Source organism: Streptomyces sp. NPDC101393, assembly GCF_044767385.1.
Taxonomy (GTDB): Bacteria; Actinomycetota; Actinomycetes; order Streptomycetales; family Streptomycetaceae; genus Streptomyces.
On record NZ_JBIWNU010000004.1, the window covers coordinates 727,960 to 753,128 of the forward strand.

18 protein-coding genes are annotated in these 25,169 nt (G+C 73.3%); 12 read left to right on the plus strand and 6 right to left on the minus strand.

The window, feature by feature from the left end; translation table 11 throughout:
• Window positions 1-59 precede the first annotated feature (59 nt).
• The 3 genes from ACIRQ7_RS16785 to ACIRQ7_RS16795 are packed head-to-tail and all read left to right on the plus strand — an operon-like array spanning window position 60 to window position 6,801.
• Entirely contained in the window at window positions 60-3,062 is a 3,003-nt protein-coding gene (locus tag ACIRQ7_RS16785; RefSeq protein ID WP_404263092.1) for a DEAD/DEAH box helicase, read from the plus strand.
• Window positions 3,059-4,825: an SWIM zinc finger family protein gene (locus tag ACIRQ7_RS16790; RefSeq protein ID WP_404263093.1), complete on the plus strand. Its 1,767-nt coding sequence runs from the start codon at window positions 3,059-3,061 to the stop codon at window positions 4,823-4,825. The genes ACIRQ7_RS16785 and ACIRQ7_RS16790 overlap by 4 nt, the downstream gene beginning before the upstream one ends.
• On the plus strand, window positions 4,822-6,801 hold the full coding sequence (locus ACIRQ7_RS16795; RefSeq protein ID WP_404263094.1) for a helicase-associated domain-containing protein: 1,980 nt from the start codon (window positions 4,822-4,824) through the stop codon (window positions 6,799-6,801). The genes ACIRQ7_RS16790 and ACIRQ7_RS16795 overlap by 4 nt, the downstream gene beginning before the upstream one ends.
• A 45-nt stretch (window positions 6,802-6,846) precedes the next feature.
• Here the strand turns inward: ACIRQ7_RS16795 and ACIRQ7_RS16800 are convergent, their stop codons facing one another.
• Window positions 6,847-7,923: an RNA ligase (ATP) gene (locus ACIRQ7_RS16800; protein WP_404263095.1), complete on the minus strand. Its 1,077-nt coding sequence runs from the start codon at window positions 7,921-7,923 to the stop codon at window positions 6,847-6,849.
• Between the two features lie 155 nt (window positions 7,924-8,078).
• A complete protein-coding gene (locus ACIRQ7_RS16805) occupies window positions 8,079-9,629 on the minus strand; it encodes an NAD(P)/FAD-dependent oxidoreductase (protein WP_404263097.1) in 1,551 nt (516 codons plus the stop codon).
• 725 nt (window positions 9,630-10,354) lie between these two features.
• On the opposite strand from ACIRQ7_RS16805, the gene ACIRQ7_RS16810 reads away from it, so the two are divergent.
• From ACIRQ7_RS16810 to ACIRQ7_RS16825, 4 genes are all read left to right on the plus strand, one after another.
• On the plus strand, window positions 10,355-11,299 hold the full coding sequence (locus ACIRQ7_RS16810; protein WP_404263098.1) for a zinc-binding alcohol dehydrogenase family protein: 945 nt from the start codon (window positions 10,355-10,357) through the stop codon (window positions 11,297-11,299).
• A gap of 156 nt (window positions 11,300-11,455) precedes the next feature.
• The gene (locus ACIRQ7_RS16815) at window positions 11,456-12,400 is read left to right on the plus strand and encodes an IclR family transcriptional regulator C-terminal domain-containing protein (protein WP_404263100.1); all 945 of its coding nucleotides are present in this window, start codon (window positions 11,456-11,458) and stop codon (window positions 12,398-12,400) included.
• Window positions 12,401-12,706: 306 nt separating this feature from the next.
• Window positions 12,707-13,096, plus strand: a complete 390-nt coding sequence (locus tag ACIRQ7_RS16820) for a hypothetical protein (RefSeq protein WP_404263102.1) — start codon at window positions 12,707-12,709, stop codon at window positions 13,094-13,096.
• A complete protein-coding gene (locus ACIRQ7_RS16825; protein ID WP_404263104.1) occupies window positions 13,063-13,701 on the plus strand; it encodes a uridine kinase in 639 nt (212 codons plus the stop codon). The genes ACIRQ7_RS16820 and ACIRQ7_RS16825 overlap by 34 nt, the downstream gene beginning before the upstream one ends.
• A gap of 57 nt (window positions 13,702-13,758) precedes the next feature.
• On the opposite strand, the gene ACIRQ7_RS16830 is transcribed toward ACIRQ7_RS16825, so the two are convergent.
• Complete coding sequence (locus ACIRQ7_RS16830) at window positions 13,759-15,192, minus strand: WGR domain-containing protein (RefSeq protein ID WP_404263105.1); 1,434 nt, start codon at window positions 15,190-15,192, stop codon at window positions 13,759-13,761.
• 124 nt (window positions 15,193-15,316) lie between these two features.
• Between ACIRQ7_RS16830 and ACIRQ7_RS16835 the strand changes: the two genes are divergently transcribed.
• The gene (locus tag ACIRQ7_RS16835; protein WP_401478993.1) at window positions 15,317-15,778 is read left to right on the plus strand and encodes a type II toxin-antitoxin system PemK/MazF family toxin; all 462 of its coding nucleotides are present in this window, start codon (window positions 15,317-15,319) and stop codon (window positions 15,776-15,778) included.
• Window positions 15,779-15,808: 30 nt separating this feature from the next.
• Here ACIRQ7_RS16835 and ACIRQ7_RS16840 read toward each other — a convergent pair whose 3' ends face one another.
• From ACIRQ7_RS16840 to ACIRQ7_RS16850, 3 genes are all read right to left on the minus strand, one after another.
• Window positions 15,809-16,351 carry a DUF1697 domain-containing protein gene (locus ACIRQ7_RS16840; protein ID WP_404263107.1) on the minus strand — a complete coding sequence of 181 codons (543 nt, stop codon included), beginning with the start codon at window positions 16,349-16,351 and terminating at the stop codon, window positions 15,809-15,811.
• Between the two features lie 49 nt (window positions 16,352-16,400).
• Window positions 16,401-17,036, minus strand: coding sequence for a methylated-DNA--[protein]-cysteine S-methyltransferase (locus ACIRQ7_RS16845; RefSeq protein ID WP_404263109.1), 636 nt, complete (start codon window positions 17,034-17,036; stop codon window positions 16,401-16,403).
• Window positions 17,037-17,124: 88 nt separating this feature from the next.
• Window positions 17,125-18,009 (minus strand): glycerophosphodiester phosphodiesterase, encoded by an 885-nt coding sequence (locus ACIRQ7_RS16850; RefSeq protein WP_403675535.1) that lies wholly within the window; start codon window positions 18,007-18,009, stop codon window positions 17,125-17,127.
• A gap of 595 nt (window positions 18,010-18,604) precedes the next feature.
• Between ACIRQ7_RS16850 and uvrB the strand changes: the two genes are divergently transcribed.
• The 4 genes from uvrB (at window position 18,605) to ACIRQ7_RS16870 (ending at window position 24,918) form a co-directional block, all read left to right on the plus strand.
• Entirely contained in the window at window positions 18,605-20,737 is a 2,133-nt protein-coding gene (gene uvrB, locus ACIRQ7_RS16855) for an excinuclease ABC subunit UvrB (RefSeq protein WP_401478981.1), read from the plus strand.
• A 178-nt stretch (window positions 20,738-20,915) separates the two neighbouring features.
• The gene (locus ACIRQ7_RS16860; protein WP_401478978.1) at window positions 20,916-21,494 is read left to right on the plus strand and encodes a TerD family protein; all 579 of its coding nucleotides are present in this window, start codon (window positions 20,916-20,918) and stop codon (window positions 21,492-21,494) included.
• 103 nt (window positions 21,495-21,597) lie between these two features.
• Window positions 21,598-23,610, plus strand: coding sequence for a TerD family protein (locus tag ACIRQ7_RS16865; protein WP_404263112.1), 2,013 nt, complete (start codon window positions 21,598-21,600; stop codon window positions 23,608-23,610).
• Window positions 23,611-23,934: 324 nt separating this feature from the next.
• Entirely contained in the window at window positions 23,935-24,918 is a 984-nt protein-coding gene (locus tag ACIRQ7_RS16870; RefSeq protein ID WP_404263113.1) for a TerC family protein, read from the plus strand.
• The last annotated feature ends 251 nt before the right edge of the window (window positions 24,919-25,169 follow it).

Here is a 25,169-nt window from a genome sequence, read left to right on the forward strand (position 1 = left end):
GGCTGCCACGGCCGGCGTGGACGGATCGGACACACAAGGAACCGGCGGGAGGGGACGGCATGGCGAGGCGGTGGCAAGCGGCAGCGGGGGCGCCCAGCCCGTCGGACGCCCCGCCCGCCGGAATGCCCGCAGGCGGCACGGAGGCCGGTGGAGCCGAGGCCGCGGCGGTCCGCTGCGCCGCGGTCTTCCTGCCCGCCCGGACGCCGCGCGCCGGAAAGATCGCCTTCTGGCGGCCCGACGGCGGCCCCCTCCCGGACATCGGAGGAGGGGCGGGCGCCGCGCGAACGGTGCGTGACGGTCAGGAGGCGCCCGGGGAGACCGCCGAGCCGGCCCGGCTGTCCGTCGCCCGCCGGCACGGCAACGGCGCCCGCACCCGCGAGGTCCCCGCCCTGCTGCTCCCGCTGGCCGAAGCCGTCCCCCTGCTGATCCGCGCCCGGCACGACCCGGCCGCCCATCCGGCCGCCGCCTGCTGGGGCGCGGCCACCCTGCACGCCCTGCACCTCGCGGCGCGCGGAAGGCTGCTGCCGGGGCTGACCGCCGAGGACACCGACGCCTGGCGCGCCGGGCCCCTGGATCCCGACGACGTGGCGCACCTCCGGGCCGTCGCCGCCGCCATGCCCGGCGAGGCGTATGCCGTGCCGCTCCCCGGTAGTGGGCCGCTCCAACTGCCCGACCCGGCAGCCCTGGTGCGGCTCTTCGTCGACGCGGTCGCCGACACCCTGCCGCGTACCCCCGCCGCCGCGCTCGTCGCCGGCGCTCCGTATGCCGCGAGCGCGGCGCAGCGGATGCCCGCAGCCCGCGAATGGGCCGCCGAGGTCGCGGCGGGCGTCGACGCCGGGGTCCGGCTCTCCCTGCGGCTCGATCTCGCCCCCCACAAGCTCTTCGACGCCGGCCCGGACGCGGAGGCGGGCGCCGGGGACGACGGCGGAGCCGCTGGGCATGACCGGCGCACCGGCGGGCGCGGCCGGCAGCGGAGCGCGGCGGCCGCCGTGCTGCAGGTCCACAGCCTCACCGACCCGACCCTGGTGGCCGACGCCGGCCAACTCTGGGAGGGCGAGGGACCCGACCACTTCGGCCCCCGCTCCCGCGTCGACACCCTCCTCGCGCTGCGCCGGGCGGCCCGCGTCTGGCCACCGCTCAACGGCCTCCTGGAGCGCCCGGTCCCCGATGTGCTCCCGCTCGGCGAGGACGAGTTGTACGAACTGCTGGGAGAGGCCGCGCCCCGGCTGGGCGCCGCGGGGGTGGCCGTCCACTGGCCCAAGGAGCTGGCCCGTGGCCTGACGGCGGCGGCGGTGCTGCGCCCGGGGCCGGGCTCCGCCGCGGACGGCTTCGGCTTCTTCGACACCGATGAACTCCTGCAGTTCCGCTGGCAGGTGGCCATGGACGGCGCCCCGCTGACCGAGGCGGAAATGGACGCCCTCGCCGAGGCGCACCGCCCCGTCGTCCGGCTGCGCGACCAGTGGGTCCTCGTCGACCCGGCACTCGTCCGCAAGGCCCGCAAGCGCGAACTGGGCTACCTGGACCCGGTCGACGCGCTCGCCGCGACACTCCACGGCACCACCGAGGTGGACGGCGAAGAGGTCGACGTGGTGCCCCTGGGTGCGCTCGCCGCGCTGCGCGGCCGCCTCACCACCGAAGCCCGCCCGTTGCCCCAGCCCCCCGGCCTGCGGGCGACGCTCCGCGACTACCAACTGCGCGGTATGGCCTGGCTGGACACGATGATCTCGGTCGGTCTCGGCGGCTGTCTCGCCGACGACATGGGCCTCGGCAAGACCATCACCGTCATCGCCCTCCACCTCCACCGGAAACCGACGGCGCCGGTCCTCGTTGTCTGTCCCGCCTCCCTCCTCGGCAACTGGCAGCGTGAGATCGAGCGGTTCGCCCCCGGCACACCCGTGCGCCGTTTCCACGGTGCCGGCCGCAGTCTGGACGGCCTGGAGGGCGGCTTCGTCCTGACGACCTACGGGACGATGCGCAGCAGCGCCGCCCAACTCGCCGCACAGCGCTGGGCGTGGGTCGTCGCCGACGAGGCGCAGCACGTGAAGAATCCGCGCTCCTCGACGGCCAAGGCGCTGCGGGACATCAAGAGCCCGGCCCGGATCGCACTCACCGGCACCCCCGTGGAGAACAACCTCTCCGAGCTGTGGGCGCTGCTCGACTGGACCACCCCCGGCCTCCTCGGCCCGCTCAAGACCTTCCGCGCACTGCACGCCCGCGAGGTCGAGGGCGGTGAGGACCCGGAGGCGGCGGAGCGGCTGGCCCGGCTGGTGCGTCCGTTCATCCTGCGCCGCAAGAAGTCCGATCCCGGGATCGCGCCCGAACTCCCGCCCAAGACCGAAACGGACCATCCGGTGGCGCTGGGCCGGGAGCAGGCCGCGCTGTATCAGGCCGTCGTCCGCGAGACGCTCTCCCGGATCGAGGCCGCCGAGGGCATCGCCCGTCGGGGCCTGGTGATGAAGCTGCTCACCGCCCTCAAGCAGATCTGCAACCACCCCGCGCAGTATCTGAAGGAGGCTGCCCCGGGGCTGGCCGCCCGCTCCGGGAAACTCGAACTCCTCGACGAACTCCTCGGCACCATCCTCTCCGAGGGCGGCGCCACATTGATCTTCACCCAGTACGTGGGAATGGCCCGGCTGCTGGAGCGGCATCTCACCACCCGCGGGATCCCGCACCAACTCCTGCACGGCGGCACACCCGTCGCCGAACGGGAACGGATGGTCGACCGCTTCCAGTCCGGGCAGTCCCCCGTCTTCCTGCTGTCCCTGAAGGCGGCCGGCACCGGCCTGAACCTCACCCGGGCCGGACACGTGATCCACTACGACCGCTGGTGGAATCCGGCGGTCGAGGAACAGGCCACCGACCGCGCCTACCGCATCGGCCAGACCCAGCCCGTGCAGGTGCACCGTCTGATCGCCGAGGGCACGGTGGAGGACAACATCGCCCAACTCCTCACCGCCAAGAGGGCACTCGCCGACGCGGTGCTCTCCGGTGGCGAGAGAGCGCTCACCGAACTCTCCGACACCGAACTGGCCGACCTCGTCTCCCTGAGGAGGCCCGCATGAGCCCCATGAGTCATAGGGGCCCCACAGGCCCTACGGGTCCGATGGGACCGCTGGGGCACCGTCCCTCCGGGCGCCAGGACCCGTCGGGGCGTGCCGCCGCCGCGGACAGACTGGCCCGCGCGGACCGTTCGCGTACGTTCCCGCCGCTGCCCGAGCGCGGCGGAGCCCGTGGCCTGTTCGCCGAATCCTGGTGGGGGAGCGCCTGGTTGGACGCCCTGGAGACCACCGCCCTCGACAGCGCCCGGCTGGCCCGCGGCCGGACCTACGCCCGGGACGGCCACGTGGACACCATCAACATCACCCCCGGCCGCATCGTCGCCACCGTTCGCGGCAGCAAGCCCCGCCCCTACAGTGCCGAGGTCCGCCTCCGGACCCTCTCCGGCGAGGAATGGGACGTCCTCCTCGACACCATCGCCGCAGAGCCCACCCAGCTCACGGCCCTGTTGGCCAAGAAGCTGCCCCGTGCGCTGGCCGAGGGGGAGGTGCGGCTGCTCCCGGGCCCCGGCGATCTCGTCCCCCGCTGCTCGTGCCCCGACAGCGGCCGGCCCTGCAAGCACGCCGCCGCGCTCTGCTTCCAGGTGGCCCGGCTGCTGGACGCGGACCCGTTCGTCCTGCTGTTGATGCGCGGCCGCGGTGAACGTGAACTCCTCGACGAACTCACCCGCCGCAACGCCACCCACACGGCCCGCGAGACGCGCGCCCACACCCTCGGTGCGGCCCTCGCGCAGCCCGACGGCGCAACGCCTGCCCATGGATCACCGGGCGCTGCGCCCACCGGACGCGCCAGGGCGGCCCATGCCGCCACGACGCGTGCGGACAGGACGCCTGCGGACACGAAGGCTGCGGACACGAAGCCTGCGGAGACGACGCGTGCGGCAAAGGGGCAGGCCGCCCTCGACGCCCCGGGCATCGATGACCCTGCCGTCGCCGCCCCTGCCGACGGTGCCCCCGAGACGGCCGGTGTCTCAGGCGCTCGCCGGCCGACGGCCGCGGTCGCCTCGGAGACGGCGTCGCCAGGGACGACGAGCACCCCCCGCGGCGTCCTCGCCCGTGAGGCGCTCGCCGACCGCCTCCGTCCGCCGCTCCCCCCGCCCCTGCCGGCGCCGGCCCACCCCGGCCGGCTGCCGGCCCTCCCGGATGCCGATGGCCTCCCCTTCGACCCGGCGGCGCTCGAATTCCTGGCCGCCGACGCAGCCGCCCGCGCCCACGCCTGCGTATCCGCCGCATCTGCCGCGCCCGCGACGGCCTCCACGGCCTCCACGGCCTCCACGGCCTCCACGGCCTCCACGGCCTCCGGAGGCCAACGTCCGCCCGCCAGCGGCCCGTTCCCCGCGCTCCCTCCGTGGGAGGACGCCATCCGCCTGGCCGCCACCGCCCACCCCACGGCCGGTCTGACCTCCGCGACCCGCGCCCTCTTCCGGGACCTCGCCGCGGCCACCGGCCGCACGCCCTCGGACGTCGCCCGTTCCGTCGCCGCCTGGCGCCAGGGCGGCCCCGAAGGGCTCGCCCTGCTCGAAGCCCCGTGGGACCCCCCGGCGGGTGACTTCGACCGGGCGCGCAGCGCCCTGCTCGCCGCGGACCTCCCGGCACTGCGCCCGCACCACAACCACCTCACCGACGCCCGCCGTCGTATCCAGCTCCGATTCGGCCACGACAAGCGCTGGTATCCCTACGAGTCGGAGCCGGGCGCCGAGGACTGGTGGCCCACCGGCCCGGCGGACCGCGACCCCGTGGGCGCCCTCAGCACCCTGCTCGCGCGATGACTAACCTCAAGGACGTGGAAGGCCTCGACACACTCACCCGATCCCTCGCGCAGCGCACCCCCGAGCAGCTCGCCGCACTTCTGACCCGGCATGCGGAGCCGCTCGCCCGCCGGCCCGCGTCCACCGAACTGCGCGGGCTGGCAGGTGCGTTGTGGTCGTACGAAACCCTTCACCACCTGGTGCTGCACCTCGACCACCCCCGGCTGCAGGTGCTCGCCACCGCTGCCCGCATCAGCCAGGAACGCGCCGGGCGCGACGCCCCCGTTCCCGCGGCCCCCGCCCCGGGGGCCGGATACCAGTCGCTGATGGCGCACCGGCTGTCCTTCCCGCAGCTCGCCACCGAGCCCGTGCCGCCCGAGGACATCCACGCCGCGCTCGGAGCCGCCGACCCCGGCCCCGTGCGCACGACCGCCGACGCGGCCCTGGACGCCCTCTACGAGGACGGGCTCGCCGCCCCCACCGAGGACGGCCGTGTCGTGGTCCCCCCGCGCACCCCGCAGCTCCTGGCCGCCCATGACCTCGGCCCCTTCGCCGCCCACGCCCCGCGGCCCACCCCCGACGGCACCGCGCCGTCCGTCGCGCGGCCCGGCCGCCCCAGCGCCGTCACCGCGACCTCGCTGCACGACGAAGCGGCCGCGGCCACCGCGGCGCTCGCCACCACGGTCGACCGCCTCCTCGCCTCCCTGGCGACGCAGCCCGCGGCGCTGCGCAAGTCGGGCGGGCTGGCCATCCGCGAGATCAAACGACTGGCCAAAGCGGCCGGCGCCACCGAAGTGCACACCCGCCTCCTCCTCGACCTCACCCTCGCCGCCGACCTGATCGCCCTCACCCGCACCCCGGCGGGCATCACCGCGCTCCCCACCGACGCCTACGACGACTGGCTGGCCCGTCCGCCCGGAGCCCGCCTGGCCCCCGTCCTGGCAGCCTGGTCGGCACTGTGGGACGTCCCCACGCACACACCGTTCGGTGAGACCGCGACCGCACTCGTCCGCGGCCAGGACCGGTACGCACCGGCGCTGCGCCACGCCCTGCTGGCCGCTCTGGCCGGCGTCCCCCTCGGCGCCGGTGAGCCCCTCCCGCCCCTGAGCGCCTCTGGAGAGGACCCGGCCACCGCGCCCCGGGCACTCCTCGAAGCGGCCGCCTGGCACCGGCCCCTCGCCGTCGCGGGGGAGCCGATGACCGGCGAGCGCGCCGCCCACACCCTCCACGAAGCGGCCTTCCTGGGCCTCGTCGCCCACGGCACCCTGACTCCACTGGGCCAGGCGTTCCTCGCCGCCCCGCAGTCCCTCGGGGAGCAGCTCGGCGACCTGCTCCCGCCGCTCCTCGCCGAGGCCCACTTCCAGGCCGACCTGACCGCCGTCGTCCCGGGCCGCCCCGCCGCCGCCCTCACCGACCTGCTCGCCGCCTCGGCCGACCGCGAATCCGAGGGCCACGCCGTCACCTGGCGCTTCACCCCCGCCTCCGTACGCCGTGCCCTCGACACGGGCCGGACCGCGGACGCCCTGCTGGAGGACCTGCGTGCGGTGTCGCCGACCGGGACCCTGCCGCAGCCCCTCGGTTACCTGATCCGGGACACCGCCCGCACCCATGGCCGGATGCGGGTGCTGCCCGCCGCCAGCTGCATCCGCTCCGACGACCCCACCCTCGTCACCGAACTCGCCGCCCACCGGGCGCTGCACGACCTCGGGCTGCGCGCCATTGCCCCGACGGTCCTGGTCAGCCCTCGCCCACCGGCCGCCACCCTGGAGGCGCTGCGCGCGGCGGGCTATGCCCCCACTCTCGAATCCGACACCGGCGCCACGACCGTCGAACGCCTCCCCACCCACCGGGCGAAGTCCGCCACCCCGCCCCGGAACCCGGGCGCCCCGCTCGCCCTCGCCCACCGTCTCCTGGGCCTCGCACCGCAGGCGGACAAGGACACCGACACCCGCCCGGCGACCGGGACGGCGGGAGCGGAGCAGGCCGGCGGGAGATGACCCGGGCGGCCACCCGAGGCCACGCCGCGGCCCCGTGGGCCCCCGTCACTCGTACTCCGTGCCGCCCTTGCGCGTCAGATACGCACCGCTGACCACCTTCGCGATGGCGCGCCCGCCCACCACGGCGCTGTAGCGCTCACCCAGCGGACGGACGACCACGCCCTCCCTGAGGTGCACGGCGCGGCCGGACACCGTCTCCCGGCCCTCGGCCAGCTCCATCACCCGCCGGGTGTCATACGGGCCGCTGAACAGCTTCGGTACCACCGGAAGCCGCCCGTCCAGGACCTTGGTCATCTCCTCCGGCGCCAGCCACCGCACCTGTCCGCCGACCTCCACGGCGACGTCGAAGACGGCGTACGCGGGCTCACCGCGCCGGCTGTCCGCGCCGTAGGCGAGATCCTGGACACCGGCGCCGAACACCTCACCGAACACCCCGACCCGCGATGCCCCCAACTCCCCGGCGATCCCGGCCGCGACCTCCGCAATGGCGTGCCCGTGCACCGCACGCCAGTACAGATTCCGCGGATCCTCGGCCAGCGCCAGCCGCTGTGCGCCGAGCCCCTTGGACGTCACCCGGACCAGACCGTCGCGGGCGCGGTAGGTCAGCGCACAGGCGGTGCCGTGAACCTTCTCGGTGACCGCCACCGGCTCGCCCTCGGCGAAGACCTCCGGGTAGCGCTTCAGATTCTCGATATCGATCCAGGGCAGCAGATCCGGTGCCGGCTCGACCTCTCCGCTCATCGAAAGAGGAACCGGCGGCACCCACTTCACGATCCCGAGCACCGATGCGAAGTCGGTGCCCTCCGCGCACGCCCGCGCCAGGTCCGCGCCGTCCAGCGCGCGCGGCCGGCAGACGATGCCCTGGGACAGCTCGCCGCGCAGCCGTATCGCCTTGACCCGGTCGCCCGCGGAACCGGCCAACTTCCCGGTCAGGCCCAGCTCGGCCACCAACTCGGCCGGGAGAACGGACTGCTCCGGCACGTACAGGGCGAAGTCCCCGGTCCGGTGGACCCCCTTGGCGACGACGGCGCGATACAGGCCCACCTGCGCGAGTTCGAGGGCATCGGCGTTCGGATGCTCGTGAATCGTCACCTGCTCGACCGTGACGCGCAGCGTCGACATGTCTCTTCCCCGTTCGGCGCATTCCCGCGGCCGCACCCGTTGCGAGGCCCGCCCTCACTGTGATCGACGGCGTGGCGCCCGGCGACCCATTTTGTGCGCGGGCAGCAGCCGCGTCGGCCCGCCCGGCGCCCTGCGGCCCCTCATGATCCGGTGCCTCAGCCCGTCGGCTTCCGCCGCCCGTAATTGCCCAGGCGCCGCAGCGCCGTCGGCCCGAAAACCAGCGGGCGAGGGAGTCGCCTGCTCTCGGTGCGCGAACGCGGCAAGGGCGAGGAAGGGCCCTGAACGGACGTGGTGGCGAGCCCTGTTGCATCGGTGGGACGCCGGACGGGCGCCACCGGGGCGGTGGGGGGCGGAGCCTCCTCTGCGTACGCACGGCGGGCGGCGGGGGCGCCGACGGCGGTGCTCAGGACGCGGTTCGCGGCACGCGCCAGCCGCGCGGTCGCGGAGGGCCACACTCCGGCCGTCGCTCCCGGGTCGGGGATCAGGCCCCTGCCGGTCGCCGTGGCCCAGGGGGCGTGCACGATGCGGCCCACGCTCCGCTGCACGCCGCGGGCGAGCGCCACGTCGTCCAGCCCGCGCCGCTGCAGGGCGTCGCGCAGCGCGGCGGCGCCGTGGGCGGCGTTGGACGGGCCCTGGCCGCCGTCGGGGTTGAAGGCCGCCACCGCCCCGCCGAGGACGACGAAGCCCGAGGGCCAGGACGCGAGGTGTTCGTAGTGGCGCCGGCGGTTGGCGGTGTCGCGGGAGAGCCGAACCTCGCTGAGCGGTTCGGCGCCGGCGATGAGGTCCGCCACGGTGGAGTGCGGTAAGCGACGGGCGAACGGTACGAACCGGTCGGCGTGTGCGGAGGGCCGGTCCGCCCCGGCGCCGGTGAGGGTGACCAGCCAGCGGCCGTCCTCGATGGGCACCAGCGTCGCCGTCATGCCGGTGCCCGCGGAGCCGGGTCCGGGGAGCTCCCACCCGCCGTGCCCGGACTCCGGTCCGGGGAACGCGGGGCGGTGCGCGTCCGCACGGGCGGCGATGACCGGGCAGTTCTCCTGGCCGTCGGGGGCGCGGAAGATGCGGGTGGCACAGACCACCCCGGTGTCCGCGGCCTCTTCGCGGACCGCGGGCAGGCCCAGTGCGACGAGCCGGGCCGGGGTGCTGGAGTTCCGGCCGGTGGCGTCGACGACGAGATCGGCGTCCAGGCGATACGTTTCGCCGGTATCGCAGCACCGGACCTGCACGCCGGTGACGTGCTCCGCCGTACCGGTCAGCGCCCCCGCTTCGGTCCCGTCGATGACACGCACCCCGGGGAGGCCGGAAACGAGTTGGCGGAGGGTCCGGTCGAGCAGGTCGGGGGAGCAGGCGATCAGATGGCGTTCGCGCGGCTTGCGCAGCCGGCCCTGCGGAGGGAGACCGGCGAGCCCCGGTGGCAGCGGGACGCGGCGGGCTCCTGCGGCCAGCCAGTGCTCGACCGTGCCGGGCAGCAGGCTCTCGACGATCCGGGCGCCGTCCGACGCCAGCAGCTGCGCATGCCGCGCCTGCGGAAGATCCGTAGGCAGCGCGGGGGTCCGGGGCAGCCGATCGCGCTCGACGACGACCACATCGGCGTGCTCGGACAGGGCCGCCGCTGCGAGCATGCCGGTGAAGCCGCCGCCGAGCACCACCGCGAGATGCGGATGTCTGAAGTGCAGGCCGGCGCCGCTCGTGCCGCGTGATCCGTTCATGGGCAGTCCCGTTCCGGGCAGTGGTACGGCAGGGTTCCGGCGCGAAAGCGGGACGCGTCCAGGAAGGGTGGTGGCGCGTACGGGCGGGTCCGTCGGCGCGCGGCGGCGATGACGGCATCCGTGGCGGCGGCGAGCGACGCCGACCAGGTGGCCGGCAGTGAAGCGGACGCGCTCCGCAGGAGGCGCCGGTGCGCCGGTGGAAGTGGTTCCGCTCGTTGAAGGTCCCGGCAGGCCGGCGCAATCGCCGGCCTGCCGCCCCCCGTTTTCCCCATCATGACTCCCCCTCAGGCCGTGCCCGCGCCACCGCATCCGCGGCGACGCTCTCGGCCACCCGCCCGTACCATCGAGTGGCGCGGTCGGTGTGGCGGTGGAGCACAACACGCTCCGCCCCGGGAGTCGCAGCCGTCACATCCGGTCGACGGTGGGCACGGTTCCGGATCGTAGGCGGCGCGGATCACATCCGGTACCCGGACGCGGGAGAAGGACGCGCGGGAGCCACCACGGCGATACCGAGCGGTAGATCGACTGCAAAACGAAGCAATGGGTTCAAAGCGCGCGGCTGCTTTCTCGCGGGGAGAGAAAGCCGGCCGGTATTCCTCGTGCGATGCCGTGCCGGGGCGCCCGAAGGGCCGCATGGTTGGCGCGAATTGATCGGGCGCCTCCGGGCCCGCGGACACCGTGCCTACCCTGTGCGGGCACAGCACCTGATGACCCGAGGGAGAGTCGTGCGCGCGATCGTGATGCGAGAATTCGGCGGCCCGGATGTGCTGCGGCTCGAAGAGGTGCCCGAGCCCGCGCCGCGCTCCGGCCATGCGCTGGTCGATGTGACGCTGGCCGGCGTCAACTACGCGGACCTGCACGTACGGGGCGACTCCTATCTGGCGCCCGTCGAGCTGCCCTGCACACCCGGCAACGAGGTCGTGGGGACGCTGGACGGCGGACGGCGTGTCGTCGGGCTGTGCCGCGGCGGCGGATACGCGGAGCGGACGCTGCTGCACCGCCGGGTCACCTGGGACGTTCCCGACGACATCACCGACGAACAGGCCGTCGCGCTGGCCCTGCAGGGCAACAGCGCCTGGCATCTGCTCTTCACCGCGCTGCGCATCACCGAGGGCGAGACCGTCGTCGTCCCCGCCGCCGCGGGAGGTCTCGGCTCGCTGGCCGTCCAGCTCGCCGCGCGCGCCGGGGCGAAGGTGATCGGCCTGGCAGGCTCCGCGCCGAAGCGCAAGCTGGCCCAGGAGCTGGGTGCCCACGCGGTGGTCGACTCGACCGCCGACGACCTCGCGGAACGCATCCTGGAGGCCGCCGGCGGACCGGTCTCCGCGGCGCTGGAGATGACCGGCGGCGCCACCTTCACGCGGACCCTCGCCGCTGTAGCGCCGCGCGGCAGGCTCGCGGTGTACGGGTACGCGGGCGGTGAGCTGGCGACGGTACCGACGCGGGACCTGATGGAGCGGTCCCTGACGGTCTCGGGCTTCTGGCTGCCGCAGCTCTACGGGGACCGGACGGCGCTGCCGACCTCCATGCGGGCGCTCTTCGCGGCCGTCGCCGACGGCTCCCTCACGCCGCAGACCGGCGCCGCCTACGCGCTCGGTGAGGCGGCGCAGGCGCATCACGACCTGGGGGCCCGCACCGGGACCGGGAAGCTCGCACTCGACGTCACGCGGTAGCGCCGGGCGCCGGGCGGGCGCAGTGCTTCCGGGGAGGTGTCCCGGAGCAGCCCGCCACGGGGTGCGGTGGGAGCCGCGGGCGGGGGAGAGGACCGCTCGCACCGGACACGCTGCGCGCCTCGGGGCGCGGATCACTGACAGGGGAGAGAGCACACGATGGGCAACAGCACCACGGCGTCGGCATCCACAGCGGCGCGCACGGCTTCGGACGCCCCGGCCGCGGCGCCGGGCACCCCGGTCCGCCCCAAGGGCGCGCGCCAGACGGGCAACCAGACGGGCAAGGGGGCTTCGCCGGCGGGGCCCCGGGCGTCGGGATCCGGCCATGCCGAACGCGTTTTCCTCGTCCAGACCGCCTTCGCCGAACTCGGCGGGTCCGCCCACGGGCCCGGTGAGATCGCCGAATTCACCGGCCTGGACGACTCCGTCGTCTACCGCATCCTGCAATCGGGTATCTACCAGCGGATCTTCGAGCGGGTGGGCCGCGGCCTCTACCGGCTGCGTACCTCGGCCGCCCAGCTCGCCTTCACCGCGCTCGATCACCGTCTCGACGGTGCCACCTCGCAGACCGCGCTGTGCGAACTGCGGAAGGCCACCGACGGCGGACTGGCGTTCCTCTACATGGTGGCTCCCTTCTCCGGAGCGCAGCGGCAGTGCGTCGACATGGCCGTCGGGGACTCCGACCTCGCCGAACTGGGGATGACACCGCGCGATGTGCTGTCCGTGACGCGCTCGCTGCGGACCGGGGCGTCGGGGCGGACGATCCTCGCCTACCTGCCGGAGGTGCTCCAGCAGCGGGTGCTGGGCGAGCCCGTCCCCGACCAGGCAGGCCCTGGCGTCTACCGGGACAACGATGCGCTGCTGGCCTCCCTGGCGGAGGTCCGCGACCTCGGGCACGCACTGGGCTACGAGGAGTGCATGGCGGGCTGGAACTCCTGCGCCGCGCCGATCATGTGGGACGGCGCGATCATGGGGGCGGTCCTGCTTCTCAAGCTCAAGTCGGCGATGCCGGTGGCCCTGGACAGCGACATCGAGGCGACGAAGGAGGCGGCTGCCGCACTCAGCCGCTACGGAGCCGCCCTGCCCACCGCGGACCAGCCCTGAGCCGGGTCGGCCGGCCGGCGCCCCGGTCGTGCAGGACCCGGTCCTGTTCATGAGGTGGCCCGCCTCTCCACCGTGGCACCGAGAAACGGGCGGTTTGCTGCCTCAGGACCGGCGACCGGTCGGCAGGCGGCCGGATATCCGGCCGCCGGGGCAGAAGACGGTCTGACGGGAGCGGAGTTGGCGTCCCTGGCCGCTGCGGGGGCCGTCACGCCGGTGCGGCAGAAGGCGACGGCCGGGCGGGGCGACGGCCCGGGGTGAGCGGCGTCGCCCCTCGCCCGGAGCCGGGGCACGGCGGACGAGGAGGCGATGGACGGCGGGCCGGAGGTCTCCCGCGCCGGTCCGGCATCGGCGCGGGACGAGGGCGATGCGGGCGACGACGAGGGGATGGCGGGAGTCACCGCCGCCTGGCGGCTGCGCCGCCTGCCGAGCGAGGACCCGGCAGCGAGGGCCGAACTGCGCGCCCTGCTGGGCGAACCGGTGCCGGAGCGGCGCCCTGACACCGTGCGCGAGGTGCAGCGCAGCAGCGGCGGCGGGGTGCGGTACGGCACGGTGGTCCCCGCGGGGGCGCCTCCGTGCGCACCACCAACGAGCCTCCGGGCAGTGCGCGGAGTCCCGGCTGACCTGCGGATGCCGCGCGCCGAGCGGACGGGCAGAATGGCGGGGTGCGGCTCGAAGCGATCACCTGGGAACGACTGACCGACGCGCTCGCCGAGCGCATTGCCGCGACGACGGCGCAGGACGGGAGCCCCTGGCTGCGGGTGGCCGTCGACGGGGCTCCCGCCGCGGCCCCCGGCGACCTGGCGGCGCGGCTCGCCGAGGCGCTGCGGATCCGCGGGCGGGCCGTGCGCCCCGTCGACACCTTCGGATTCCTGCGCCCCGCCTCCCTGCGGCTGGAGTACGGCCACCAGGACCCCGACGCCTACCACGACGAGTGGTTCGACCGCCGCGCGCTGTGGCGTGAGGTGTTCCAGCCGCTGGATCCCGGCGGTACCGGGCGGGTGCTGCCGGACCTCTGGGACGCGGCGGCGGACCGGGCGACGCGCAGCGGGTACGTCGAACTTCCGCCGGGCGGCGTCCTGTTGCTGCATGGTCCGCTGCTGTTCGGCCACTGGTTCCCCTTCGATCTCGCCGTCCATCTGAAGTTGTCGCCCGCGGCCCTCGCGCGCCGCACGCCGGAGGGCGACCGCTGGGTGTTGCCCGCCTTCGCCCGCTATGAGCGCGAGACTCGGCCCGAGGAGGCCGCGGACATCGTCGTACGGGCCGATGACCCCCGGCGGCCCGCCTGGAGCGGGTCGGCCTGAGCGGCCTGCCTATCCGGGGCGGCCCCGCCATGGGACGGCGGCGGGGCCGGCCGGGTGTCAGACCAACTGCCGGATCTCTCCCCGGACGCGGTAGAAGCCGCCCGAGGCCGGCGACAGGTCGTCGACGACATAGCGCACGCCGGGCCGGCGTATGTGGCGCGGGAACTGGACGTTCCAGGACGGTTCGTAGCCGGCCGAGACGACGTGGACCCGCAGCCTTCCGGACTCCTGGACGCACTCCACCACGATTCCCGAGGCGGCGGCCGCCGACACCGTGGCCACCGTGGCCGACGGGGTGTAAGTGGGCAGTGCGGCAGCCGACTTGACGTCCCGCGCGACCGGGACCGTGCCCGACCGTGCGGCCGCGATCGCCGCCTCGCTCGCGTCCACGCACACCAGGGAGCCGTCGGTGGTCACCATGTACAGCTTCTCGTCCAGATACTGCATCGACAGGGCCGATCCGCCACCGGTGCCCAGCTTCCACAGGCGGGTGCCGTCGGCGGCGAAGCAGTACACCGAGGACGCCGAGTCGCCGGCGAAGACATAGCGGCCGCCGGGCGCGGTGGCGCAGGAGTAGACGACCGTGTCGCACCGGTAGGTGGCCTCCAGCGCGCCGTTGCCCTTCGCCAGCCGCTGTACGACGCGCCGGTCGGTGCCGGCGTACACCGCGTGGTCCTCCTGCCAGCCGAACAGCACCCCGCCGTTGGTCGGGGTGTGCCACAACTCCCCGCTGCCGTCCGCGGAGTAGGCGGTGACGCCCTGCTGATGGCCGTGGTAGACGGCGTGGTCGTCACGCCGCACCATCCAGGCGTGCGCGCCCGCGCTGCGCCGTGACCACTGGTGCTCGTCCTCGTGGTCGATGACCGTCAGGCCGCCGTTGCGGTCGGCGACGTTCAGGATGCCCTCGTGGATGTCCAGCCAGAAGATGTCGACGTCCGGGGCGATGGTGTAGGCGGCGAAGGGCAGCTTCGAGGAGAGGTCGTAGACCGAGCCGTCGTCGCAGCCCGCGTAGATCCAGAAGTCGTCCGCCACCAGGCACTTGACGCCGTCGGGCAGCTGATAGTGCGCGAGCACCTCGCCGTCGTGGCCGAGGGTGTGGACGTCGCCGTTCTGGTTTCCGACCCAGCAGCGGTCCTCCGCGATGTGGATCCCGAACGCGGCGGCGCCCGTACGGAAGCGCCACAGCACCGGTGCGACCGCGCGGGCCGTCGACGGCGCGGAGGAAACCTGGCGCCGCGTCACCGGACGGGCGGCGCGCTGCCCCTGGACGGCCGGCGCATAGCCCTTGCGGACCTTCTCGCCGATCTTCTTGGCGGCCGCCGCCTGCGCCTTCTCCCGGGTGGGGAACGTCGAGGTCTGCTGCTGGCCGCCCGCCCCGATCCGGCCGTAGCGCACCGAGACGAGGGTGCCGTGCACGGTCACCTCGTAGAACTTGTGGGCCCCGCCGCCCTCTTGGGACAGTTCCAGATACGTCGTCGTGGTCTCGGACATGGCGATCCCCTCCCCGGGCGGTCCCAGCGACCGTCCCCCGCTGCTGAAAACCGTAGGGTCGACCACTGACAATCGGCCCTGGGCCGCAGGCCGGCGCGGTGGGCCCGGCAGTTAGCGTGATCCCGTGACCACTTCATTCCACGCATCCGAAGAATCCCCGGCGCTGCCCGGCAGCCAGGGGCCCACCGCGACGGTCGAAGCCCGGCCGCGCGCCGTCGGCACCGTGCTGATGTCCTACGCGCCCGACCCGGACGGTGATCCGGATCCCGGCGAGATCGTGTGGACCTGGGTGCCCTACGAGGAGAACGACGGCCGGGGCAAGGACCGGCCCGTGCTGGTCGTCGCCCGGGAGCAGGGCGGGACGCTGCTGGCGGTGCAGCTCTCCAGCAAGCGGCACAGCGACGACCGGGAGTGGGTCCCGCTCGGCTCCGGGCCCTGGGACCGCGCGGGGCGCGATTCCTGGGTCGACGTGGACCGGGTGCTGCGGGTGCACCCGGACGGCATGCGGCGGGAGGCCTGCGCCCTGGACAGGGGACGCTTCAACCTGGTCGTCAACCGGCTGCGCGAGAGGTATGGCTGGCGCTGAGGCGCCGTCCGCCCCGGGGCCCCGCGGGCGTCAGGCGTCGGCCAGTGCCAGCAGCTTGGTGACGGTGTTCCAGTTGCGGACGGTGGCCGTCACCCCGAGCCGGGTGCGGCTGACGACATCGGCCAGCTTGGAGCGGCCGATGCCCCCGGGGCACCACAGATACAGCTCACGACCGGTCAGCCGGAACTGGTCCGGTGCGAACGCGGCGAGGTCGAGCGCGTCCAGCTTGGAGGTGTCGGCGGGCGCCGCCGAGAGAAACGTGACGTGCAGGCTCTTGGGCTCGGCCACGGCCTCCGGGAACGGATTCGCGGCGACGGCGGCGGCCAGCTCGTCGCGGGTCCGGACGAGGACCGGCACCGACAGCCCCAGCTCGTCGGCGATCCGTTCCGCGAGGGCCCGCTCGGTCTCCCCGGGCGGCGTGCCGGGGTCGGCGAAGACGATGTTGCCGGTCTGCAGCAGCACCGAGACCTCCTTCAGCCCCATCGATTCGGCCAGCTCCAGCTGCCGTGCCTTGGGGAAGGAGCGGTGGCCGCCGACATTGATGCCGCGGAGCAACGCGATCTGACGGGACATCGCACCTGCATTCCATAGGGGGCCGGATCCGGCCGGGGGAGGGGGGAGGTCAGAACAGGGGCGCGGGGAGGATCCCCTCGAGGGCCAACAGCAGGCGTTTGGTCTCCAGGCCGGCGCCGAAGCCGCCGATCCCGCCGTCGCTCGCCACGACTCGATGGCAGGGGACGATCACCGGCAGCGGATTGGAGCCCATCGCCGCACCGACCGCCCGCGCGGCGCCCGGCTCCCCGACCCGGTCGGCGAGGTCCTGATAGCCGACCACGCTGCCGTACGGGACGCCGTCGGCCAGGGCGTGCAGGACCCGGGCGTGGAATCCGGTGGACAGGGACCAGTCCAGAGGGACGGTGAAGGTACGCAGCTCGCCGGCGAAATAGGCGGTGAGCTCGGCGACGGCGGTCGCGAGCGGCGGTATGTCCGGGACGGGGGCCGAGGAGAAGTGCTGCTCCAGACGGGTCAGCGCGCGCCGGGTCGTCCGCTCATCGGCATGGAAGACGACCTCGGCCAGGCCCTCCCGGGTCGCGGCGAGCAGCAGCGGCCCGACGGAGGTCTCCAGCCGCGTCCAGCCCCAGTCGCGGCGCTCGGCCGTCCCGGCGGGCGGTCCGGCCTCCGGCGCCACCCCCGGACCGGACCCCTGATGCTCAGCGGGCCTCGGCACGCCTTTTGGACCCTGCTCTGCATGCGTCACGTCTTCAGGGTAGGACGCACCACTGACAACGGGACGCCGAGCGGTCCGGAAGCCCTGTCCGTCCCGCTCGCCGTCCGGGGCCGCCCGGTCAGTGGCCGCCGCCCTCCAGGGCGTCGCGCACCACGTCGGGCTTGTTGGTGATGACGCCGTTGACGCCCATTCCGGCGACCTTGAGCGCCGTCGGACCGTCGTTGACGGTCCAGGTGTAAAGCTCCATCGCGCGGTGGTGCGGGCCCCTCAGACCGTGCACGGCGGAGACGTAGTCCGGTGTGACCGCCGTGTACGGGGGATTGATCTGGTCGCAGTACTTCGCGTACTCGGGGAGCTCGGCGACCGTCGGGCTGCCGAGGAAGCCGGTCTTGATGTCCCACCGCAGGCCGTGGACGGTCTTGAGGGAGTCGGCGTTGAAGCTCTGGATGATCAGCCGGCGCTTGACGTGCGACCTGTCCAGCCAGCCCTGGTGCCGCAGCTCCCGCAGGGTCTGCAGCTCGATGCCGGGGTAGAGCTCCGGTGACTTCAGTTCCATCAGCAGGTTCTGGCCGTTGTGTTCGACCTCGTCCATGTAGTCCTCAAGGGTGGGAATGCGCTCACCCTCGAATTTCGGTGAGAACCAGCTGCCCGCGTCGAGCTTCTCGATCTCGTTGAGCGTGAAGTCCCCGACGTTCCAGGGGGCGCGGTCCGGGAAGACCTGTTCGACGTCGGTGGTCCGGGCGAGCGAGTTGTCGTGCAGGATGACCAGCTCGCCGTCCTTGGTGCGCTGGACGTCGTTCTCCACCCAGTCGATGCCGAGCCGGTGGGCCTTGTCGATCGAGGCGAGGGTGTTCTCTGGCGCGTACGTCGACGCGCCTCGGTGCGCGATCGTCACCGTTTTGTGCCCCGCCGGCGCGGCCTGGGCGGCGGTTGTGGAGAGGGCGAGCGCGGACAGACCCATGAGCGCACCGGTGACAACGGTGGCGACGGGGCGAATACGCATACGGACTCCTCGTGGCGTCGTGGACGTGAGCTGCCGTGCAGTGACGTGCAGGAGGTGAGGGGCCGTGAACCGGCCGGACGGGCTGAGATTCGCAGCCGGGCAGGAGCGGGAGGTAGGCGTGGGATGGCCAGATATTGAACGGGAAGTGGCCGGTGTTCCGTGTTTGAGCGCCGCGGTTGCAGGATGCCCGGAATGGCCGTGCAACAGACGAACGCTCCGACGTCGTCCAACTTGCCGGAGCCACGGCATCTGCGCATCTTGACCGACGGTTCGTCACCCGTCGTGCTTCTGACCGGTTTTGGTACTTGCCACCCCGGGGAGCCGCCGCTATCGGCCGGTGTCACCCACGCGGCCCTCCGCGGCCTCGGCGCACGCCTGCGGCCGGGCCGCTGCCAGGTCAGGCCCGGCCAGCCCGGGCCGCGCCGCCCCCGCCGGCGCCGCGGGAGCCGGCGCCCCGGCGCGCGGGGGAGGGGCCGGACGAGTGCGCCCAGGCGTCCGGAGTGCCCGCCCGGCCGGCCCGCCCCCGATTCCGCGAAACCGCAGGTCGGAGCGTTTTCCACGTCGATTGTCAGTGCTGGGTCGTACGGTGGATCCCATGCGGCCCGTATCGAAGATCGAACGCACGGTGGCGCCTTTCGAGGTCGTCAGCCCCTACCAGCCCAACGGCGACCAGCCGGCGGCCATCGCCGAGCTGGAGCGGCGCGTCCGCGGGGGTGAAAAGGATGTCGTCCTGCTGGGCGCGACCGGCACCGGAAAGTCGGCGACCACCGCGTGGATGATCGAGAAGCTGCAGCGGCCGACGCTCGTCATGGCACCCAACAAGACCCTCGCGGCCCAGCTCGCCAACGAATTCCGTGAGCTGCTTCCCAACAACGCCGTCGAATACTTCGTCTCCTACTACGACTACTACCAGCCCGAGGCGTACGTCCCGCAGTCCGATACGTACATCGAGAAGGACTCCTCCATCAACGAGGAGGTCGAACGCCTGCGCCACTCCGCGACGAATTCGCTGCTCACCAGGCGGGACGTCATCGTGGTCGCCTCCGTGTCGTGCATCTACGGCCTGGGCACACCCCAGGAGTACGTCGACCGCATGGTGCCGCTGAAGGTCGGCGACGAGTTCGACCGGGACCAGCTGCTGCGCCGCTTCGTCGAGATCCAGTACACCCGCAATGACGTCGCGTTCACCCGCGGCACCTTCCGGGTGCGCGGCGACACCATCGAGATCTTCCCGGTCTACGAAGAGCTGGCCGTGCGGATCGAGATGTTCGGCGACGAGATCGAGGCGCTCTCCACCCTCCACCCGCTCACCGGCGAGGTCATCAGCGACGACCGGGAGCTGTACATCTTCCCGGCCAGCCACTACATCGCCGGCCCCGAGCGCATGGAGAAGGCCATCGCCGGGATCGAGACGGAGCTGGCGGACAGCCTCGCCACCATGGAGAAGCAGGGCAAGCACCTGGAGGCCCAGCGGCTGCGGATGCGCACCACCTACGACATCGAGATGATGCGCCAGATCGGCTCCTGCTCCGGCATCGAGAACTACTCCATGCACATGGACGGCCGTGAGCCCGGCTCCGCGCCCAACACCCTCATCGACTACTTCCCCGACGACTTCCTCCTGGTCATCGACGAATCGCATGTCACCGTCCCGCAGATCGGCGCGATGTACGAGGGCGACGCATCGCGTAAGCGCACCCTGGTCGAGCACGGCTTCCGTCTGCCGTCCGCCATGGACAACCGGCCGCTGAAGTGGGAGGAGTTCCTGGAGCGCATCGGCCAGACCGTCTACCTCTCCGCGACCCCCGGCAAGTACGAGCTCGCGCGGGGCGACGGCTTCGTGGAGCAGATCATCCGCCCGACCGGCCTGGTCGACCCCGAGGTGGTCGTCAAGCCGACCGACGGACAGATCGACGACCTGGTGCACGAGATCCGTACGCGAACGGACAAGAACGAGCGCGTCCTGGTCACCACCCTCACCAAGAAGATGGCCGAGGACCTCACGGACTACTTCCTGGAGCTCGGTATCCAGGTCCGCTACCTGCACAGCGACGTCGACACCCTGCGGCGCGTGGAACTGCTGCGGGAGCTGCGGGCCGGCGAGTACGACGTCCTGGTCGGCATCAACCTGCTGCGGGAGGGCCTCGACCTCCCCGAGGTCTCCCTGGTGGCGATCCTGGACGCCGACAAGGAGGGCTTCCTGCGGTCCGGTTCGGCGCTGATCCAGACCATCGGCCGCGCGGCGCGCAACGTCTCCGGCCAGGTCCACATGTACGCCGACAAGATCACCGCGGCGATGGAGAAGGCCATCGACGAGACCAACCGCCGCCGGGAGAAGCAGCTCGCCTACAACAAGAAGAACGGCATCGATCCGCAGCCGCTCCGCAAGAAGATCGGCGACATCGTCGCCACCATCGCCCGCGAGGAGATCGACACCCAGGAGCTGCTGGGGTCCGGATACCGCAAGGGGGGCGACGCCAAGGACGCCAAGGCCAAGGCGCCGGTCCCGGCACTCGGCGGAAAGAGCGCGGCGGGCAAGGGCGGCAAGGCCGACGCGCCGCTGACGGACCGTCCCGCCGCCGAACTCGCCGGGATCATCGAGGAGATGACGGAGCGGATGCGGGCCGCCGCCGCCGAGCTGCAGTTCGAGGTCGCCGCGCGGCTGCGTGACGAGGTGGGCGAACTCAAGAAGGAGCTGCGGCAGATGCGGGAGGCCGGGGTGAGCTGACGGCTTGCGCGGGGCGGCCGGCCACCGCCCCGCGAGGGCATCGGCGCATGTCGGGCAGGCCGCTGTGTTGCAGAAACGCCACAAAGCGCGGGGCCGGTGGGGCCTGGGCCCCGGGCCTGCGTAGGGTCGAGGAGCCGTCCACAAGACGGACGGGGACAGCACAGAGAGGGGACGGCGCGTGTCGGTCAATTTGTCCAAGGGGCAGGGCATCAGCCTGCAGAAGTCCGACGGGGGAACCCTGACCGCGGTGCGGATGGGGCTGGGGTGGCGCTCGGCGCCGCGCCGAGGCCTGTTCGGGCGGCGCACCAGCGAGATCGACCTCGACGCCTCCGCGGTGCTGTTCGCCGACAAGCAGCCCATCGACGTCGTCTTCTTCCAGCACCTCATCAGTGACGACGGCTCCGTCCGGCACACCGGCGACAACGTGGTCGGCGGCGCCGGCCAGGGCGGCGACGACGAGGCGATCCTGGTGGACCTGGCCCGGGTGCCGGTGCACATCGACCAGATCGTGTTCACCGTCAACTCCTTCACCGGCCAGAGCTTCGCCGAGGTGCAGGACGCCTTCTGCCGCCTGGTCGACGAGACCAACGGCCAGGAGCTTGCGCGCTACACCCTCACCGGCGGCGGCAACTACACCGCGCAGATCATGTCCAAGGTGCACCGCGTGGGCAGCGGCTGGCAGATGACCGCCATCGGCGAGCCCTCCAACGGCCGGACGTTCCAGGACGTCGTCCCGGCGATGGTGCCGTACCTGTAAGCACCGCACGAGCAGCGGCGGCGCACCGGGTCGCGTGGCCGCCGTATCCGGGCCGCGGGCCCGTTGCCGGACCCGGGACGCACCACACCTAGGGGGAACAACGATGACGGCCGAGCTGGTCCGTGGGCAGAACCATCCACTGGACCGGACCCGTGTGGAGATCCGGGTCGCGGCGGGCGGGCCCGTCCTGGCGGGGGTCACCCTCGGCGACGCACAGGGCCGACTGCCCGGTATCGAGGCCGTCGCGCACCCCGGGGCGCCCCGTCTCACCGGCATCGAGGTTCCCCGTCAGGCCGCTGCCGAGCACCGCATCGCGGTGGACCTCGACGCGCTGTCCGACGCCGTGCACCGTGTGAGCGTGCTGCTGGCGCTGCCCACCGGCATCGGTTCGCTGACCGGTTTCGGCGCGGCCGCCGCGCCCGCCGTCTCCGTGACGGGCCTCGACGGCACCCCGCTGGCCGCCTACACCATCACGGGCCTGGGCGCCGAGTCCGCGGTCGTCGCCGTGGAGCTGTACCGCAGGCAGGGCGCCTGGAAGGTGCGCGCCGTGGGCCAGGGTTACGCCGACGGCCTGGCGGCGATGCTGCGCGACCAAGGGCTGCCCCAGGCGGCCGAGCTGGCCGCGGAGATCGAGGAAGCGGTCAGCCAGGGGCACGCGCGGGCCGTACCCGCGCCCGCCCCGATGGCGGCGAACCGCTCCGAGCAGCCCGGCGCGGCCCCGTCCACGGCATCCGGCACCGGCCGCCTGCTCCCTGCCGACGCCCCCGCCGACGCCCCCGCCACGGAGAGCGGGACGGCTCCCCCGTCCGCTCCCCGGCCCCCGTCGGCCGACGCCCCCATCGACTACCGCCACCCCGCCCGACGGTCCGCACCGGCCCCGGCCGCCGCCCCGACGGCAGGATCCACCCCGGCCGACGGCGCTCCCGCGCCGGTGGCCGGTGACGCCTCCGGCTGGAGCATGGACGAGCGGCTCTACAACCAGGTCTGGGGCATGTTCGAGGACCTGGCCCGGTCGGTCGCCGCCTACCGCAGCGCCACGGACTTCGCCGAGTCCCGCCTCGAACAGGAGCTGGACAAGGCGCTCGCCGACCCGCGCAACCGCCTCGGCACGGCCGCTGACGCCGCGCGCGCCGCCGCCCGTGACAAGCACGCCTCCCTCGTCGCGCAGGCCCGCGCCTCCCTCGACCGCGACCTCGTGCAGCTCGCCGCCGAGGCGGAGGTCGTGGAGCCCGCGCTGCCGCCCGCGTTCGCGCGCTGGGGCAGCCCCGTCTGGCAGGGCTACCACGTCCCGTTGGAGCGTCCGATGGCGCTGCGGCTGGGCGATCTGCACCTCCCGGAGGTCATGGACCTGCGTATCCCCATGCTCGTCCGCCTGCCGCTGGAGCGCGGGCTGTGGATCGACAGCGGTCCCGCCGCGTACGCCCGGGGCGGCGGCGCCGCGTCCGGGCGCGAGTACGGCCGCCGGGAGCTGGGCAGCGCCCTCACGGACGGCCCGCCGGACGAGGCCGAGCTGAGCCGGCTGGCCATGGAGACCGCCGTCGCCGTCGCCGCCCGGATGCTCGCCATCCACCCCGCGGGCGATTTCGCCGTCCAGGTCATCGACCCGGGCGGCACGGCGGCTCCCGCGCTCGCCCCGCTGCTGGAGTCCGGTGCGCTGCGCGAGCCCCCGGCCCACGGTGCCAAGGGGGTGGCCGCGGTCCTGGAGGCGCTGACCCGGCGGGTGGACCTCGTCCAGATGGCGGTGCGCAACCGCGCCGCGGATTCCCTGCCGCCGGACCTCGACACCGCCGACCAGCTGCTGATCGTGCACGACTTCCCGCACGGTTTCGACGACCGTGCCGTCAACCAGCTGCGCTACCTGGCCGATGAGGGCCCGTCTGTCGGCGTGCATCTGATGATGGTCGCCGACCGCGAACGGACCCAGGAGTACGGCCCGGTCCTGGACCCGCTGTGGCGTGCGCTGCTGCGCATCACGCCGGTGCCGGACGCCCACCTCGGGGACCCGTGGGTGGGGCACGCCTGGACGTACGAGCCGCCGCTCGTGCCGAGGGGAAGCCAGGTGGTGCGGCAGGTCCTGGGCCGGCTCGCGGAGGCCCGTCGCGCCGAGGGGCGCTGAGACACCCCCCATCAGCGAAGGCCCGGCCGTCCTGGCCGGGCCTCTCTGCGTTTCGGGTGCCTCCAGAGCCCGCACCCCACCGCCCCCAAAGGGGACTGACCAGGTGTTTTACCCAATTCTTTACTATCCCTTGGTCTTCCTTTACTCTTTGTGGTGCGGAGGGGAGTATTCCCACCACGACGTACCCGTCATCACGGATTGCGAGTGTGACGAGATCCCGGGGCGTCGGCCCGTCTCAGTGACCGCGCCCGTCGCGGTCTCGGGTGGAAGAGACCTCCGGCAGCGACGACGCTGTAAGTGCCGTACGACTCTGCCGGAGGAGCAGTGGACGTTTCCCTGACCCTGTGGGTCCTGACCATCCTTGGTCTGTGTGCCCTCATCGCCGCCGATTTCTTCATCGGCGGCCGCAAACCACACGAGGTCTCCATCAAGGAGGCCGGAATCTGGACCGGTGTCTGGATCGCGCTCGCCGCGCTCTTCGGCCTCGGGCTCTTCCTGTTCGGCGGCGGTGCCCCCGCCGGCGAATTCTTCGCGGGCTTCATCACCGAGAAGTCCCTGAGCGTCGACAACCTCTTCGTCTTCGTCCTGATCATGGGCAAGTTCGCGGTGCCGGCGGTCTACCAGCAGCGGGTGCTGCTGGTCGGCGTGCTGATCGCGCTGGTCCTGCGGGCCGGCTTCATCGGCGCGGGCGCCGCGATCATCGCCAACTTCTCCTGGGTCTTCTACATCTTCGGCGCGTTCCTCATCTGGACCGCGTGGAAGCTCATCAAGGAGGCGCGGGCCGAGGAGGAGGACGAGGAGTTCGAGGAGAACCGCTTCCTCAAGATGGTCGAGAAGCGCTTCCCGTCGACCGACAAGTACCACGGCACCAAGCTCTTCGTCGTCGAGAACGGCAAGCGGCTGATGACGCCGATGCTGATCGTCATGCTGGCGATCGGCACCACCGACGTCCTCTTCGCGCTGGACTCCATCCCGGCGATCTTCGGCCTCACCCAGGACCCGTACATCGTCTTCACCGCGAACGCCTTCGCCCTGATGGGCCTGCGGCAGCTGTACTTCCTGATCGGCGGACTGCTGAAGAAGCTGGTCCACCTGTCGTACGGCCTGTCGGTCATCCTCGGGTTCATCGGCGTGAAGCTGGTGCTGCACGCCCTGCACGAGTCCGGGGTGCACGTTCCGGAGATCAGCATTCCGGTCTCGCTGGGCGTGATCTGCGCCGTCCTCGTCATCACGACGATCACCAGCCTGCGCGCCTCGAAGAAGCAGGCCGCAGCCGACGCGGAGGCCAAGGACCGCATCGACGTCTAGGCAGCGCTCCGCACAGACGGGGGGGGGGGGCCCCCCCCCCCCCCCCCGGGGGGGCCCCCCCCCCCCCCCCCCCCCCCGGGGGGGGGGGCCCCCCCCCCCCCCCCCCCCCCCCCCCCCCGCGGGGCCCGCCGGGGGCGGGGGGGGGGGGGGGTGGGCCGCGGCAGGCCTGCCGGGTCAGCCGGCCGGCGTCCGCCCGGCGGCGAGTGCGGTACCCACCCAGTAGCTGTCGAAGTTGCGCAGCCGGTGTCCTT

Bases quoted from the DNA above. Each gene is read 5' to 3' on its own strand.
- ACIRQ7_RS16785 (WP_404263092.1), top strand. From the start codon at position 60: ATGGCGAGGCGGTGGCAAGCGGCAGCGGGGGCGCCCAGCCCGTCGGAC.
- ACIRQ7_RS16790 (WP_404263093.1), top strand. From the start codon at position 3,059: ATGAGCCCCATGAGTCATAGGGGCCCCACAGGCCCTACGGGTCCGATG.
- ACIRQ7_RS16795 (WP_404263094.1), top strand. From the start codon at position 4,822: ATGACTAACCTCAAGGACGTGGAAGGCCTCGACACACTCACCCGATCC.
- ACIRQ7_RS16800 (WP_404263095.1), bottom strand. From the start codon at position 7,923: ATGTCGACGCTGCGCGTCACGGTCGAGCAGGTGACGATTCACGAGCAT.
- ACIRQ7_RS16805 (WP_404263097.1), bottom strand. From the start codon at position 9,629: ATGAACGGATCACGCGGCACGAGCGGCGCCGGCCTGCACTTCAGACAT.
- ACIRQ7_RS16815 (WP_404263100.1), top strand. From the start codon at position 11,456: ATGGGCAACAGCACCACGGCGTCGGCATCCACAGCGGCGCGCACGGCT.
- ACIRQ7_RS16820 (WP_404263102.1), top strand. From the start codon at position 12,707: ATGGACGGCGGGCCGGAGGTCTCCCGCGCCGGTCCGGCATCGGCGCGG.
- ACIRQ7_RS16830 (WP_404263105.1), bottom strand. From the start codon at position 15,192: ATGTCCGAGACCACGACGACGTATCTGGAACTGTCCCAAGAGGGCGGC.
- ACIRQ7_RS16840 (WP_404263107.1), bottom strand. From the start codon at position 16,351: ATGTCCCGTCAGATCGCGTTGCTCCGCGGCATCAATGTCGGCGGCCAC.
- ACIRQ7_RS16850 (WP_403675535.1), bottom strand. From the start codon at position 18,009: ATGCGTATTCGCCCCGTCGCCACCGTTGTCACCGGTGCGCTCATGGGT.
- uvrB (WP_401478981.1), top strand. From the start codon at position 18,605: ATGCGGCCCGTATCGAAGATCGAACGCACGGTGGCGCCTTTCGAGGTC.
- ACIRQ7_RS16865 (WP_404263112.1), top strand. From the start codon at position 21,598: ATGACGGCCGAGCTGGTCCGTGGGCAGAACCATCCACTGGACCGGACC.